Origin of the sequence: Mycobacterium sp. 852002-40037_SCH5390672 (assembly GCF_001665875.1) — a bacterium.
GTDB lineage: Bacteria > Actinomycetota > Actinomycetes > Mycobacteriales > Mycobacteriaceae > Mycobacterium.
Genome location: NZ_LZTA01000089.1, coordinates 16820 through 32321, shown reverse-complemented (window position 1 = coordinate 32321; position 15502 = coordinate 16820). Strand labels below are relative to the sequence as shown.

The following is a 15502-nucleotide window of genomic DNA, read 5'->3' as shown; positions in this document are numbered from 1 at the left end:
ACGCGGGGATGATCGGAATGCGCGTGCCTCGCGAACTGATTCCGCCTACCGACGGGCTGCGCGGCCTAGCCGCACCCGTTAGTTTCAACGTGTTTGGCCCGCGATGGCCACTCCTTCGTAGGCAGATGTTGGCGGGCAACGATGCGTGCAACTGCTGTACTTCTGCACTTGCAACGCGGCACACCGTGCGGTGTCCATCGGGAAAGGAGTCGGCCGAGACGACACAAGCCGTCTCTCGAAGGCGCTGTGGTTGGAGAGGCTTGAGGATTTCACAGATGCGGCGTTCGCGTCGTCGACTTGTTTAATCCCCGCATATTCCTGGTGGTGATGACCCCGGTGGCAGCAGCCGCGTTGGGCTGCAATGTGCGAATTAGTGGGATTCAGCCGGTGCGCGATGCTTTCCCATTCGGTCGGACGCGCTGAGAGCAACCTTGTCGTGCAACCAGCTCAAGGGTTTTGGAGCCCACCAGTTGGCTCGACCCAGCAGGTGCATGGACGCTGGTACCAATACCATCCGTACCAGTGTTGCATCGGCTAAGACTGCCAATGTGAGACCAAGGCCCAACATCCGCATGAATGAAACCTGCGATGCCGTCAGCGCGGCAAAGGAGATTGACATCACCAATGCAGCCGCGGTGACGACCCGGCCGGTAAGGGCAATGCCTCGCGCGATACTTTCCTGATTAGCCGAACTCGTGCGTTGCGACGTGAGCCATAGCTCACGGATACGCGAGATCAGGAAAATCTCATAGTCCATCGAAAGACCAAACGCAATGCAGAACAATAACACCGGCGTGTTGGCTATCAGCGTTCCGGTTGGTGTTGTTCCCAAACCGCCAAGATGCCCATCTTGAAAGATCCACACCAGCGCCCCGAACGTCGCCGTCAACGACAGCACATTAAGAATGAGTGCCTTCAACGGAAGCACTGCGCTGCCAGTCAACAGCAACACCAACACCACGGCTATGAGGGCGACCAAACCCAACACCACCGGCAGCTTCGCTGCAATAGCATCGACGCTGTCGCGGTTGGTCTGGGCGAGCCCGCCTAGCAATACCGACCGCCCGGCTGGTCCGCGTACCCCGTGCAACCGGTCTAGTTGAAGGTCGGAGGCGCGCGAGTTCAGTGGTGCGGTGCTGGTGATCGTCAACAGTGCGCTGCCGTCGACCATGCCGGTAGCTGTTGAGGGCGGACCCGCCATATTTCCGCCGACAAAGCTTCCCGCCGGTGCTGTTACTGAGGACACATCCGGCACCCGCGATAGGTCAGCCGCGTAACGCTCCAGATCGGCCGGGCTAAGCCCGCGCGTATCGGGGATGACGACGAATACCACTGTCGCCAAGTCGTCGGTGAAGTCGTGTCGCAACTGATCTCCTACCTGGCGCGCCGAGGCCGAACGCGGCAGCATGCGGTCATCGGAAAAGCCCCACCTCAGGCCCAGGAAAGGCAACCCGATGGACACCAGCAGCGCGGTCACTATCAACGTGAGCGGCACCGCATGTCGCATTACGAACATCGACCACCGATACCAAAAGCGCTTCTGCAACGGCATTTTCAGTGGCGGCGGGCGGCGCAGCACCTGTCGCGCGAGCTGACGTATGTCAAAGCTGTCTAGCTTCGGGCCAATGAGCACAAGTGCTGCAGGAGTGATGGTCACTGCCGCAAAAGCGGCGAACGCGACGGTAGCGACACCTGCGTAAGCGAACGATTTCAAGAAGTACATGGGGAAGAGCACCAGCGCCAGCATCGATGACGCGACCGTGGTGGCTGAGAACAGTACTGCCCGCCCGGCCGTAACCATCGTTTGAATTAGTGCCTCATCAGGCATAGCGCCGTCATTGAGCTCATCGCGATAGCGGCTGACAATCAGCAGCGTGTAGTCGATCGCGAGCGCCAGACCCATCGCAGTACTGAGGTTGAGAGCGTAGATCGACACCTGGGTGCTGAGGTTGATCACACGCAGCACCGCCATCGACTCGACGATCGCCATCAAGCCCACTGCTACCGGAAGGGCCGCCGCCAGCAGTCCGCCAAACGCCCATACCAACGCCAGAAAGCTCAGTGGAACTGCGATCATTTCCATTGCGAATAGGTCGCGTTCGCTTTGCTCATTGACCTGGGCGTAGAGCGCCGCGGTGCCGCCAGTGCGCACGGTGACACTGTCTCGGTCGCGTCCGATCTGGTTTGCGAAACTCTTCGCGTAGGCCTGCAGCTGAGTTTGGTCGCCCGTGAGGTTGGCCACGATCAATCCGGACTTGCCGTTTTTGCTGATAAGTCCCGTGTTAGTCGGCGGGGGTGACGTCCACGCCGACGCTACGTTCAAGACAAACGGCGACCGTTGTAAGTGGCTGATAATTTCGTTCGCGGCGTCGCGAGCGTGAGGACTGCGGGCGCCGTCGGGGGCCGAGACTGAAATGACGATCTGTTGATCGCTTTGGCCAAACTTATCTGTCAACAGGCGGGTGGCCTGGGCCGATTCTGATCCCGGATCGTGAAAGCCGCCGGCTGATAAATGCTGCGCGACTGGGATGCCGAAGGCGGCCGCGGCGATAAATAGCAGTGCGCCGGCAGCGATCACGCGCCGTGGCGCAGCGAGCGCCGTCATAGCGATTCGGTGCAACACGTGAAATCCTTTCCGGCTTGTTACGCCTTCCGATCGCTACATCGCTAGGTGGTGGGAGGGTTGTGACAGCGGAATTCGGTGGTGCGGCGCTGTCGTAGCATCTCACTCGGGGCGTCACTGTCAACGGGTTGCTTAGTCGTTTCTAGGGTCATGTTCAACGGTTGACGCGCCTCGGAGAAATGAGCGATGGTGATAGCGCAGGATGCCGAAGACGCTTTTGCCAGTGCGTTTGTCCATCGCAGTGTGCAAGAAGTTGGATGCTTGGGCGCGCGGATGATCAGCGGCCATCCGACGACTTGCATTAATGAACGATGGACACCATGGCAGTGCACCGCGAGCAGTGATGCTGTGTGCAACGCAATTCAGTTGCTCCTCGATTGATTGCGGTAGCGCAACTGTGCCGAATTCAGTACGGGTAGTTGGCGCTTCTGGGGTCATCAACCTGCCGCCTGCTCGGTGGGGTCGAGTTTCCAGCCAGCAAACCCGGAAGTCGTTTGCCGACAGTACCGAAACTGATATTTGTAGCCGTATTTGCGGGCGAGTCAGGACCGATCGACGTGAATGCCGTTGTCTCGCAACCCATCTGCTGACAGGCGCGATATTATTTCGGTGATCCGAGGGGCCGTGGGCCCGAGCGGGACGCCGCCTATAAATGGTTAATCGCCGGTTGGGTTTGTCGGTGAGGTCGCGCGTTCGCACCGGAAGTAGCCCACTTCATCGCGCACATGCGTCCTGTGCCTTGAGGCGACAACCTACATCCTCCCGAAGGGAGTTCTGCTGAAAGTTGAAGTCGACTTTGACCTGCTGCAGGACCTTCGAAAAGCTCGTCAGGGTGAGCTGGGCTAGAACCAGTTGACGAAGCTCTACACAAAAGGCTAACTGACGGGTGAAGCTGTCTATCGCAGACTAAGTTGGGAGCTTGGGGCGGTGGGCGCTGTTGACGCGAACATGATTGACACGTTGACCACCTCCAAGTCCGGTTGGTAGCCTGCACCTCGTAACTTCAATTGTCGGCAACCAGTGATTATTGACCGGCTGATAAGCGGCATTCGCAAACATACCCGGTACAGTTTGACTGCTACGACTCAATGCGAGTTATCGAGCCAATCCCGTATTTATTGTGGAAAGGGAGAACCGTGGCCGATGACAGTGTGTCCGAACTACTTGACTACGGCTTAGTTGCCCCGATTTCCATCCCAAAAGAGGATGGTGTGCCCGAAGAAGTGGATGGTGTTACGCGGCCGCTAGAGTACGAGGAATATTTCCGGCTCCAACGAGCATCTATCGACCTCGTCGAATGGACCCGTACGTGTATAAAAGTGAATTACGAGCTGATAAAAGACCTCGATGAATCGAGCATAAGCGAAAGCGATAAACGCGATATGCTTGTGGGAATTATCAGAGTACAGAATACTACACTTTTGCGTTGGCTGGCAGTTGCAGTCGGCCAAGAGAAGGGCATTTAATGGAGCAGTCAACCGCGGCTTTACTCTCACCTGAACAGAAGACCGCGATCCGCAGGTGGAAACTCGGACATCACATTTTTCACATTTATCTGTTCGCAATGAATACGAATCTGCACACGGCACGCGAACAGTTACATCGCGAAAGCTGGGACCAACTCGTTGACTCATTGCAGAGTCTTGTTCAGTTATATGATGCTGCTACCGCGAGCATGAAATACGCAGCCGACATGGACCGTGCCGAGTATCAAAGTTTGATTCGGCCGTCGATGGCGCCGCCGTTTCTCAAACCTGGATTTTCTGGCCAACAGAACAAGGACCACACGACAATGGTGCAGTTGATCCGGAAGTTGCGAAGGGAGATAAGAGAACGCGGGCACCGTGACAACGCATATTTACCGCAGGAAGTATATGCCGCAGCAAAGGCGCTCTGGGAAGCGCAGGCTAGAAACCGCCGCCATCATATACTCGTATGCGACCGACTTGTCCCGGGGGAAGGCTCGCTTTTACAGACATACTTTGCATCTATCCGGAGCCGCGGGATTTCGAAAGAAGGTAATTAGATGATTACTGTCATGGAAAAATGGTTTCTACGCCCGAATATGAATCGCTGGGGTTTGGAAATTATGCAGCAGATGGACGAGTTAGTCGGGCCGGCCGCACACGTCAACCCTGGCTGGGCCGGCCACGCTCGGTTCTACCAGAGCCGCTCGGCACCCAGCGAGTTGCTGATGGTTTATCCGTGGCGAACCCTGCCGGAGCATCGTGATCTCGCGACTACCGAAGAACCATTGCTCGCTGACATATACCACCAATACTGCTCGGCTCGGCGGAAAATATTGTATTTCGATGAGCTGCCGGTCGAGGTGGAGCATGGGCAATTATGAGAACCGGATCCCAAAAGATCGGGATCTTCGCGTCACTGGGCCAGAGTAGCTTGTTTGTCCAGAAATGATGATGCGTAGCGGAGATCGCAAATTGCTACGCTCAAATTCCCACAGACACCCCCACAGATACACCCGTTGAAAGTTCCTTCGACGAGAGACCACGATTCGTGTCTGAAACACCTGAACTCGGTGATTGGACGCCGAGCGAGCTCGAGAAGAATGGCGTGCTCGCCCTGGCACGCATACGGGACCTTCTGAACAACATCAGAACCTTTCCAGTAGCGGTAAACGCCACGCCCGAAGAGGTGCAAGGGCTCCTGGAAGCAAGCTTGCCTACTGCTGGCGATTCTTTCGAGACGATCCTCGACGACACATGGGATCGCATCATCCCGTATCTCACACTCTGGCATCATCCATCTTTCCACGGGTATTTCAGCAACTCATCATCGGGGCCGGGAATTGTCGCGGAGATGATAGCTTCTGCGTTGAACGTGAACTCGATGTCGTGGGTCTCGAGTCCGGCAGCATCAGCCCTCGAAGCCTTAGTACTTCGCTGGCTATGTGAAATCATCGACTATGCTCGGGATAGTGACGGGGTTTTGGTAAGCGGCGCCTCACTAGGCACTTTTTATAGTCTCAACGCGGCGCGCGACTACAAGTTAGATATCGACGTGCGGAATCTCGGGTTGTCCGGCCGTGCAGATCTACGTCCGCTGCGCATATACGCGACAGATCAGGCCCATAGTTCAGTTGATAAAGCAGCTATTGCATTAGGAATTGGCCTGGCGAATATCGTACGGATTCGTACTGATTCTGATTACGCTATGGATCCATCGCATTTAGCTGAATGCATTAGGCGGGACCGGCGGGGCGGCTTTACACCACTCGCAGTGGTCGCGACCGATGGGACGACATCTACAGCCGCCCATGACCCGATCAAGGACATATCAGCAGTCTGTCGTGACAATGATGTCTGGCTCCATGTTGACGCGGCTTACGGCGGGTTGTGGAGACTCGCGCCTGATTTTAGAGCGCAGGCGGAGCCGTTAAGTGTTGCGGATTCGGTGGTAGTAAACCCACACAAAACTTTGTTTGTACCGATGGAGTGTAGTGCCTTATTCTGCAAGCACAATGATGCGCTCACCGCGGCATTCCGACTTGTTCCCGAGTACCTGAGCAATCCTGTGGAATTCAAGTCGGTTGACTATATGGATAGGTCTTTGCAGCTCGGAAGATCGTTTCGAGCGTTTAAATTATGGTGGGTGATCCGCTCGTTTGGCATTGAAGGATTATCCGCACGACTAACCAGGCTTATGAGGCTGGGAGACCTGCTCAGAAGCAAGGTTGATTCTAGTCCGGTCTGGGAGCGAATAGGGGGATCTCCGCTGCCGCTGCTGTGCGTCCGCTATATAGGCGACAAGGACGGCAAAGGATCGCAAGGTGGCACAGTCGATCAAGGCTACCTTGACGAACTCAACATACGCATCATGAACCGGGTTAACGCCGCGGGGTCTGCTTTCATCTCGAAAACTAAAGTTTCGTCTGGCGTTGTTCTGCGCATTTCCATTGGAAATATTCAGACTCGGCAGGAGGACATCCTCATGCTGTGGGATCAGCTCGGGCGTGCTGCGTCTTGGGAGGCGGAACATTGCAGTCTTTAAGAGAGTACGTGTCCCGCGGCTGTCGAAGTATGCAGGCGGCACCGGCGGTTGTTGATGATTGGAGCACACTGCCCGCTTCGGACAAGTTAGCCGGGCAAAGAGCACACGCCAAAGATTTCAGGCATTGCCCAAGCGGCGAGTCGTACACCGATGCGGGCGGTATGTGCATCGTGTTAGAGAGCTGTGTAATGACCCGCACTGCTACCTTCGCCGCGAGAGCCGGTTGGCGACATTCAGCGTCGGCGACCCTGTGGACTCAGAACCTCCCGGAGGTTGCACACAGCGCCACTACAATTGTCAGCCGGTGATACCGGACTCAAACGAATGGAAGTTCCCCTCATGCCAACTGCGGCTCAAACAGCACCGGTAGTCAGCCTGGTCGACATTGCCACGTATTTTCCCGAAAAACGTGTTCCCGCCTCACATTATGAAAAGTACGCCGTCTCTGATAAGGCGCAAAGTAACCCAGCGTTGCAGCCTCCGCCATTCCGCCGGCACTCCCCGGTTGATGAATCGAATGTCGATATGATCGAGCGCGCGGCTGAGGTGCTCGCTATGCGCCATGGGGTCAACGTTCTCGCCGACGTCGATGTGTTGCTCACGCACTCGCAGTTGGTCGATCTTCCGTTCGTTGGAGCTGGCGGTGAGGTGGCCCATCGGTTAGGGATGAGTCCTGAGTACATCCTTGATGTGCACACCGGCGGCTGTGCGGCATTCGTCCTACTTATGAAGGTGGCGCGACAATTGTTGGTCTCTGGCGCCGGCCGCACCGCACTAATCGCCACCGCGAATAACAGTGCCGGCAAGCTCTTCGACCAGGATCAAGTCCGCAAGTTCGCGCATGCCGCAGCAGCCGGTGACGCCGCTGCAGTGGGACTGCTCACCCTGTCTGGGGAATCGCCAATCCTCGACATCGAGTGTCGGCACTACGGAGAACACGCTGGCCAGATGAAGGTGGGGTTCGAATCGCCGCGCCTGTGGTGGCAGTCCGGCCCGGGGCAGGGGTACCTCGACTTCAATCCGGCCCAGGTGTTTGCCAATGGTTGCCAAGAGGTGCTCGACGTAATATCTGCAGTCTGCGGCAGGGCTGGAATTGAATCGCAAGATCTTGCTCTGCTGGTCACCAGTCAACCGAACCCGCTATTCTTGCGCAGCTGGGACGACGCGTTGGGCATCCCGCGCCAACGCCATCGCGACACCTTCGACGAGTACGGCAACCTGTTTGCTCCCGCCATTCCGGTGAACTTGGATGCGGCCATCAACGATGGGCAAGTCCAGCCGGGCGACGTTGTGATGATGGCGGGCTTTGGACACGCTGGCGATTTCGCGGCCGCAGCTGCGCTGCGCTGGGGCGGTCGACCGACATGATGCCGTTTGGAGCAGGCGATTCAGCCAAGCAAGAACGATATCGAGGTAGAAGCCTGAACACGGCCAACCGAGTCTTTACGGCCCGACTTAGCAATGGTCAGTATGTCGATGTTCGCCGTCGGGTGGGGCCACCGCAGTGTCCTCGATGTGGCGATGCATCCGGTTCGCCTGCCGTAGCAGCCAGATTTCATGGGTTGCAAGGTCGATCGGATTTAGCTGCGCTGTCGGGCTCTGAACTAATCACTGGCGGGGCGGCCGATTGGTAGCTGCGCTGATGAGGCCTGATATCGGCTTAATGTGCTCTATACCTACGATTTCGGTAGCCCCGACCTCGCAGGGCAGTCACCGCCACCGCGGGGTGTTCAGGAAGGATCCTTTTGATGCCGAAGCCCTTGATCTCGAATGTGTCCGATACGGCACGATGGATGGCGGCATATCGCGCCGCTGAGTCCGCACGCAGTGATGCGTTGTTTAACGATCCTTTCGCTGCACGTCTCGCAGGAGAACGCGGCCGCGCGATCGCTGCGGCGGCGCCGCGAATGACACGGAGCGGTTGGTGGTGTAACACGCGTACCAAATTGATCGACGACCTGATCACCGAATCCGTGTCCCACGGGTGTGAGCGAGTGATCAATCTAGCGACCGGTTTCGACACTCGGCCATATCGCCTCGAATTGCCCGCCAACACTGAATGGATCGAGGCCGATCTACCTGAGATCATCAATGAAAAGCAACGCTTGCTGAGCGCGGAGACACCGCGTTGTGGACTTTCCCGGGTCGCTGTCGACCTTGCCCGCAAGCCCAATCGCGATGGCTTTTTCGCCGATGCGATCTGTGATGCTCGACGGACTCTGGTGATCACCGAAGGACTGCTTGTCTACTTCGATGAGCAACAGGTACGAGATTTTGCAGACGATCTGCGCCGGCCGAAGATCGTCGGGTGGATCACCGACGTGCTTGCCCCGGCAATCGCGCGGCTAATGATGTGGCAGATGCCTAGCCTCGAGAAGGCACCGATGACCTTCCGGCCGGCCGAGGGTGTCGCGTTCTTCGAACAGCAGGGATGGACCGCTGGTGCCATCCATTCGATCTTGAAGTACGCGAGCCAATGGAGGCGGCTGCCAGCGGTATTGCGTCCGACCACTTGCTTGCCTGAACCCAACCCACGCCGGGTTGCCTACGCCCCCTGGTCTGGCGTTGTGCGTTTTGAGCATTGAGCGGCCAGGTCCGCTATTAGCGCGGGCCTACGACTGTTCTGCTCAGCGAGATCGCTTGGGGCGCTTGCCCTTTGCGGGAGTACGGCATCGGATGCCGGGTTGTCAAGCGAGTCCTCGCGCTTGTGTGTCGGTGTGTAGTTCGCTCGTATGCGAATGGCATTCTTGGCAGGCAGGCGAAATCGCGGATTCTGGTCGCGCTGCCGATCTTGAGTGCTTGTGAAAGCTCCGCACGATGATGTCGATGGAAAGCGCCAAAGCGCCATGACCTTCGCATTGGGCGAACTCGGATTGTCATTAGACAGATCCTGGGCATTAATCACGCTTGACGGCGCTCTCGTGCCGCTTAGAGCAGCACGCAATCAGGGTGTCGGTCGTTGGGATGGGGCCATGCGGGTGTGCCGGGACTAGTCCCTACCAGTGATTCCAACGGATGACGTCAGTTGCCGGCTGCCGCGAGACGGGTCCGAATTTTCCAAGTGGCCAACCGATAGGGATGATCGCGTGGGTGTGGATGTGCCTGGGGATGCCGAGAATTGTTTTGAACTCTTGCTCGAACATAGTGTGCCAGGTCGTCAAGGTGGCAGCCAGACCGAGGGCGCGGGCCATGAGTAGTAGGTTCTGCACACTTGGATATATCGACGCGGCTTCCCCGGCCGCCATCATTCGACGGATGTTGCGGGTTGATGAAACAGTGTGCCAAAGACCGAGTCTGGCATACCCAGCACGCTGCCGATCGAGTGTGTTTAGCATCCGCGCGATAACCCCCCGCATTTCGTAACAGGCGATAATCAACAATGGAGTGTCCTCGAAGTGGTCAGCTTGGTAGCGCGAGGCTTTCATCGATTTGGTCCACTCCGCAATGCTCATGTGTGGTGGCGGGGTCTGCGTGGCGATGTACCAGTCGACGATACGCCGCCATAGTGGCGCTATCCGTGCGATCTGGTCGCGATCGGTCACGACGAGGAATGTGAAGCTCTGGTTGTTCCCGCCGCTGGGCGCGTATATGGCTGCTGTTATGAGCTTCTCGATGTCGTGCCGTGGGACCGGGTCGGGTTTGAGTCGGCGCATTGCGCGCATAGTCGTCATGACGTGCGCGAGGGGGGCGTCTTCACCGAATGCAACCTCACTCATGGTTAGTGATGGTAGTGCCCTCTTCTTCTGTTGGTCTTTTGCGTGAGATGTCCACGAGCCACACGGGCCTGAATTCTCCCCAGTTCATTGAGATCCCAAACGGACTCAACAGCAGGAGAAGCGCCTGTCGTGCCGATGGAATTGCACTTGCTGGGCGCAACGAGAACTCGTCGGCATCAAGTATGTGGGAATTGCTCAACGGGTGGCAGAATTGTGGGTTTTCGTGTGGCTGCCGGCGGGTTGGACTCGTGTTCGTGAGAGATGGTGTCTAGCAATGCGAGCACTCGGCCTAGCGAGGAGTCCACTGCCGACCCATCGCCTCCGACCCGGTCCGCGAGGCCTACGACCTACCTAAGCGCCTGGGCAACAGCGCCCGAAATGCCGCGTGATCGGCGAGGCACCAAAACTTGTCGCAGCTATGTTCGCCCAACTCACCAAGCGCATCGCGCCGGCAGGATAGACAACCGCATCTCAGCCACTGGGCTCTGTAGCGTCGGGGCGGCGACCGGTTGGTTACTCAGTGCAGATTGTCAGGCAATGACCAACCAGAGTGCAATGTGGTGGCATATTGCTCCCAGGGCGGTGAAAGCGTGAAAGAATTCATGGTAGCCAAAGGTGGTCGGCCAAGGATCTGGCCGTTTGAGGACATACATCACCGTGCCTATGTTGTAGAGCACTCCACCGATGAGAAGCAACATAGTCGCCGCGAACCCAGCGCCATCGAGCAGTTGCCTGGCAAACACAATCGCGGTCCAGCCAAGTGCGAGGTATAGGGGTATACCGATCCACCGAGGAGAGTTCGGCCACGCCATCTTAAGGGTCACCCCTGCTGTTGCCCCGGTCCAGACAATAGTGAGCGCTAAAATCCGGGTGTTGTGCGGCATTGCCGCAGCTGCGAACGGAGTGAATGTCGCAGCGATGAACACAAATATCATCGAATGATCGGCGCGCATCATCCATTTTTTCGTTCTGCTGGAACGCCACTCTACGCGGTGGTAGACAGCGCTGACACCGAACATGGCGACTAACGCCACCGCGTAGATCGCGGTTGTCAGTCCTGCCGCGGTTGAAGTTGTGAAGGACATCGCTACCAGCAGTACGCTGGCGACGATAGCGACTGCCGCCGAGTAGACATGAATCCATCCGCGTGCGCGCGGCCTGCGCATAATCTGCGTTGCGGACTCAACCATTCGTGTCGGCGACGCGTCGACGGCGGTAGATTTCGATAAAGTCCAATCGCGGCTGCCCAACATCTCGATCTGGCCACTCATTTCGCAATCCAGCGGAGCATATGTATGGCTGCCCTCAAAAGTCGCTGGATATCGACAAGTGTATGCGCCTCGATCGGACGGCCAGGAGGTGTATGCCATGGGGTCGCGACTTTACGACATCACTTTTCACCAGGCGGCCTCCCCTAATGAGGATCCCGTTAACCGAGCGGGATCGGGTTAGCAAGGTTTTAGGCCCGGAACTATACGCGAAGGGGCCGGGGAAGTATTGCACGATGTCATAAATCAACTAATGATGCCGCGTCAGTCCTGCGGAGCTTGCCCGACGGGGTTTTCGGAAGCTTACCAGGTTCAACGACGATTACGCGTTTCGGGTATATTTCGACGGCACTGAAAATCGCCTCTTTGATCTCCTTCCGAATTCGGTCCGTCTCGGCGGTAACTTGGTGCAACTTCGACTCGACTACCACTGCGAACCCTTCCCGTCGGTGTGGGCCATCGACAATGCGAACAGCGACAGCATTGCCCTGGCGCACACCTGACACCTGCCCTGCAGCGCGTTCAATATCGGTCAACAGAATGTTGCGGCCTGCAATAATGGCCGTGTCTTTTCGCCGCCCGCAAATGACGACTTCTCCGGATTCTGTGAAATACCCGACGTCGCCGGTGTTGAGCCAACCATCCGCATCGACTGCACTCATAGGGCCCTCGCTAGTGAAATATGTCGATGTGACTGCATCACCGCGAATTTGGATTTCGCCGATGGTTCGGATGGTCTCCTGCGGGGAGCCGACGTCGTCGACGATGCGGGCCTCGATCCCGGGAAGGCATTGACCGAGGCGGACGAAGGAACGTGCGTCGGCCTTATCGCTTTGTATTGCGAGTCGTCGAGACTCAAGCATTTGACGGTCGATGGTGTCTACACTCATCCCCGTCCCGATCTTTGCGCAAGAGATGCCGAGTGTGGCCTCTGCCATTCCATAGGTCGGGGCTATCGAATTGTTGTTCAGGCCGAATCTTGCGCCGGCGGAATTGAATAGATATACGGTCTCGGGGTCGACTGGCTCCGAGCTAATAAATGCGCATCTTAGGCGAGAAAGGTCGTATGCGCCATCTGGTGCGTCGATCAAGTGCTTAGCAAGTATCGAATAAGCAAAGTTTGGGCCAGCAGTCATTGTTCCACGGTGTTGGGTTATGAGCTCAGGCCAGATCAAAGGTGACTTAATAAAATCCAGCGGGGTGGCACAAATAGCTTCGCTGCCGATTTGCATGGGCGTGATAAGCGAGCCAATCATACCGAGGTCATGGAATAATGGCAGCCAGCTCACCGTAACGTCGCGGGCGGCGTCCATTTTGCAGATCTCTTCAATCGCTTTGGTGCTTTGATAAATGTTTGCGTGAGTGACCGCTACCGCTTTGGGTGTGCCGGTAGATCCAGATGTAAGCTGAAGAAGTGCAATATCTTCCTCATCTGCGGAGAGCGGCGTGAGCTCCCTGCTTGGTCGCAGGTTCACAATCGTCGCTGGCGCAAAACCGCCGAGGCTTTGTTCAGCCGCTTCGAAAGGTGATTCTAAAATTAACAGCTTTGCACCGAGCATCGATCCGACAATTTGAGTATCTTTTGCCCAGACCGCAAGGTCAGCACGTGGTGTCGGCTGATGGAGCATTGCAACTGAAGCGCGTCGCATCCAGACGGCTTGGATCACTGCAGCGACATCGCTTGGGTTAGTGGCGAGGACGGCCACGGTGTCTCCGGGCTCGACGCCCGCATCCGCGAGCGTGCCAGATAAGTGTCGAGCCAGTTCTTGGAGTTCTGCCCAGGTTCGACGCATAAACTTTGAGTCCCCGCAGCTGGCCACAAGGCCACGATTATATTTCGGACCGTTCAAAAAAATGTCGTCCATGAATCTGGACATAAATCTTGTCCTTCCTTGGGTGTACTGGCGCCTTGGCTGCCACTTATCGGAGGCTTTGATGACCACTTACGCGTGTCCGGAGTCGAAATGTCGCCTGATGTATCGCCGCCATCGGACGTACTCGGGATCGTTGCTACCCTGACTTTTGTCCGCTTCTCGGGTAGCAGCGTCCGCAAGACTCGCTGCAGCGTCCACTGACATGTCGCAGTACACATGGGCCGCGGTTTCAGTGCATGCTGGTATGTAGCCGGCGTGGTGGCGAGCCTTAATCGCGAATACAGCCCCCACGGCGAGTTCAGATTTATTGACACCGGCTAATACCCCCAGCGTTTGTAGGTCAGCCGCTGATAGGCCCCCCAGGTATGTCGATGCGCCGCCGATCCCGCTCCACAGATCCGGCTGTCGAAGCGCTGGGAACCTGGAGATAGCCTCGGCGATATCAGGTACTTGGCCGCCATGGATGAAATAGAGCGCTCGCCCAATACCTTGGTCGAAAGCATGTTGAAAATATCCCGGCGACCCCTCCCAGTGATAAGGTTTTGGAACGCGTTGTTTAGTGACCCAACGGTTCGTTTCCATGTAGGCGCAGTCGAATCCATAGGCGTCAATGGCGAGCCAGGAAAACTTTCTGATCGCCAGTTTGCCATCCAAATGTGGCATAGCCGATTGCCATATGGGCCGAGGTAGCCAGCGCAGCAGCTGTCCATATCCAAACCACGCCATCAAAGCGTGCGGGGCGCCCGGCCCTTGGACGAATCTATACGCGCGGCCTCTACGTCCAACGTCAATAATGTCACGCAATATGAGGCCGGTTACTGCGCCTTCGAAAGCTAGGCTCCGATAAAACGGGTCTACTCTTTCCAAAGTTTGTGCGAGAAAATTTGGATTTCCTTGCGCTATGCTCGTTTCAAAGCCCTTGAGTAGCGCTAGACCAGCGCCTTCCAATTGGCCTGCAATCGGCGAAGATGCTCCCGGAAATCCGCGGTTTGCAAATAGGATGTCGTCAGCTGATGGGATTCGCAGCGCGCGGCGAAACGCCCTCACCGGATTGAACACTTTTCTTCAACCTTTCCGCGCGGTCAAACATCAGTTAACTGTTGTGTTTTTACCGACCCGCCCTGTGCGGTACTGTCTAATTTGAAAGTATTCGCCCCTTGAATTGGGCGGATAGTGGTTCACGGCGGAACATGCCGCGGTCACGTCTTGACGATCGACTTGGGCGTTTCACCGACGTGGACAGCTCTATGGGCGTTCGCTTGAGTGACAAGATGGGTTCAGCTCCGCGTAACGGTGTACTATTTGGCTGGGCGGGAACACTCCGAGGGTATAATCGTGGCCCGTCACGTACATTCAAGGTTTTGCGCCGCCGGAACTTTAAATAAACGCTGGAGCTTGCTCCGGAGGAAGACATATGCGTGCGTGTACGGCGCTTGCGGATAATATTAGGCAACGCGAAAGATGTGGTATTGCAGCCCGAATCCATCAACAAACCTGCCTTCACCAATAAATATTGTTTCATTTACCCATTCATAGTTCGGGTCTCCTGACTGTAGTTGTGGGATCACGCGAAAATATTGATCGTCAAAGCCGGTCTCCACACCATCAGCAAAGGCCTTATCGGTCGCATCATTCATCTCGATAAGGCCATGGAGTTGCACATAGATTGCGGCCCCGTCATCCATCTCGAGTTGAGTGCGGACATCGAGGCGGCACCAACCGTCCGGGCCGATGAGTGCCCAGTCACCTCCGACCGGGAGAACCTTCCCGTTGAGCCGCTCACCTTCGACGATTCCTTCGCCTGTCTCGATGAACACACGAACCCCTTGAGGGCCTGGGCCCACCATTACCGGCGGCTGCAGGTTGGCGGTGACAGTAGCTTCGAATAATATCTCCACCCCACTGGCTCCTTACTTCGATTTCCTGCTCTGGTCTTGCTGGTTTGAACTGGTTGTCATTCGTGTGCGGCGTGATTTGGCCGGCGATGCGCACGAGCCGTTTGGCGGCGAC

12 protein-coding genes are annotated in these 15502 nt (G+C 56.8%); 6 read left to right on the top strand and 6 right to left on the bottom strand.

All coding sequences use genetic code 11. The annotated features are described in order from the left end of the window. Nucleotides 1-370: 370 nt before the first annotated feature. On the bottom strand, nucleotides 371-2623 hold the full coding sequence (locus tag A5782_RS16170; RefSeq protein WP_082942968.1) for an MMPL family transporter: 2253 nt from the start codon (nucleotides 2621-2623) through the stop codon (nucleotides 371-373). A 1136-nt stretch (nucleotides 2624-3759) separates the two neighbouring features. Between A5782_RS16170 and A5782_RS16165 the strand changes: the two genes are divergently transcribed. The 6 genes from A5782_RS16165 to A5782_RS16145 all read left to right on the top strand — a co-directional run bounded on the left by A5782_RS16165 (nucleotide 3760) and on the right by A5782_RS16145 (nucleotide 9219). Then, complete coding sequence (locus tag A5782_RS16165) at nucleotides 3760-4089, top strand: hypothetical protein (RefSeq protein ID WP_156623985.1); 330 nt, start codon at nucleotides 3760-3762, stop codon at nucleotides 4087-4089. Next, entirely contained in the window at nucleotides 4089-4649 is a 561-nt protein-coding gene (locus tag A5782_RS26230; protein ID WP_156623984.1) for a hypothetical protein, read from the top strand. The genes A5782_RS16165 and A5782_RS26230 overlap by 1 nt, the downstream gene beginning before the upstream one ends. Next, on the top strand, nucleotides 4650-4973 hold the full coding sequence (locus A5782_RS16160) for a hypothetical protein (RefSeq protein ID WP_067102114.1): 324 nt from the start codon (nucleotides 4650-4652) through the stop codon (nucleotides 4971-4973). Between the two features lie 167 nt (nucleotides 4974-5140). Further along, entirely contained in the window at nucleotides 5141-6634 is a 1494-nt protein-coding gene (locus tag A5782_RS16155; RefSeq protein ID WP_067102110.1) for a pyridoxal-dependent decarboxylase, read from the top strand. Nucleotides 6635-6958: 324 nt separating this feature from the next. Next, nucleotides 6959-8002, top strand: a complete 1044-nt coding sequence (locus tag A5782_RS16150; protein ID WP_231986701.1) for a 3-oxoacyl-ACP synthase III family protein — start codon at nucleotides 6959-6961, stop codon at nucleotides 8000-8002. Between the two features lie 380 nt (nucleotides 8003-8382). Then, the gene (locus A5782_RS16145; RefSeq protein WP_067102106.1) at nucleotides 8383-9219 is read left to right on the top strand and encodes an SAM-dependent methyltransferase; all 837 of its coding nucleotides are present in this window, start codon (nucleotides 8383-8385) and stop codon (nucleotides 9217-9219) included. A gap of 411 nt (nucleotides 9220-9630) precedes the next feature. Here the strand turns inward: A5782_RS16145 and A5782_RS16140 are convergent, their stop codons facing one another. The 5 genes from A5782_RS16140 to A5782_RS25610 form a co-directional block, all read right to left on the bottom strand. After that, a complete protein-coding gene (locus A5782_RS16140) occupies nucleotides 9631-10350 on the bottom strand; it encodes a nitroreductase family protein (protein WP_197694250.1) in 720 nt (239 codons plus the stop codon). A 530-nt stretch (nucleotides 10351-10880) separates the two neighbouring features. Further along, a complete protein-coding gene (locus tag A5782_RS16135) occupies nucleotides 10881-11603 on the bottom strand; it encodes a hemolysin III family protein (RefSeq protein ID WP_156623989.1) in 723 nt (240 codons plus the stop codon). 254 nt (nucleotides 11604-11857) lie between these two features. Then, a complete protein-coding gene (locus A5782_RS16130; protein ID WP_369815638.1) occupies nucleotides 11858-13483 on the bottom strand; it encodes a fatty acyl-AMP ligase in 1626 nt (541 codons plus the stop codon). A gap of 78 nt (nucleotides 13484-13561) precedes the next feature. Continuing rightward, nucleotides 13562-14551: a DUF1702 family protein gene (locus A5782_RS25615; protein WP_082942966.1), complete on the bottom strand. Its 990-nt coding sequence runs from the start codon at nucleotides 14549-14551 to the stop codon at nucleotides 13562-13564. Nucleotides 14552-14937: 386 nt separating this feature from the next. After that, the gene (locus tag A5782_RS25610) at nucleotides 14938-15390 is read right to left on the bottom strand and encodes a DUF3237 domain-containing protein (RefSeq protein ID WP_082942965.1); all 453 of its coding nucleotides are present in this window, start codon (nucleotides 15388-15390) and stop codon (nucleotides 14938-14940) included. Nucleotides 15391-15502 lie beyond the last annotated feature (112 nt).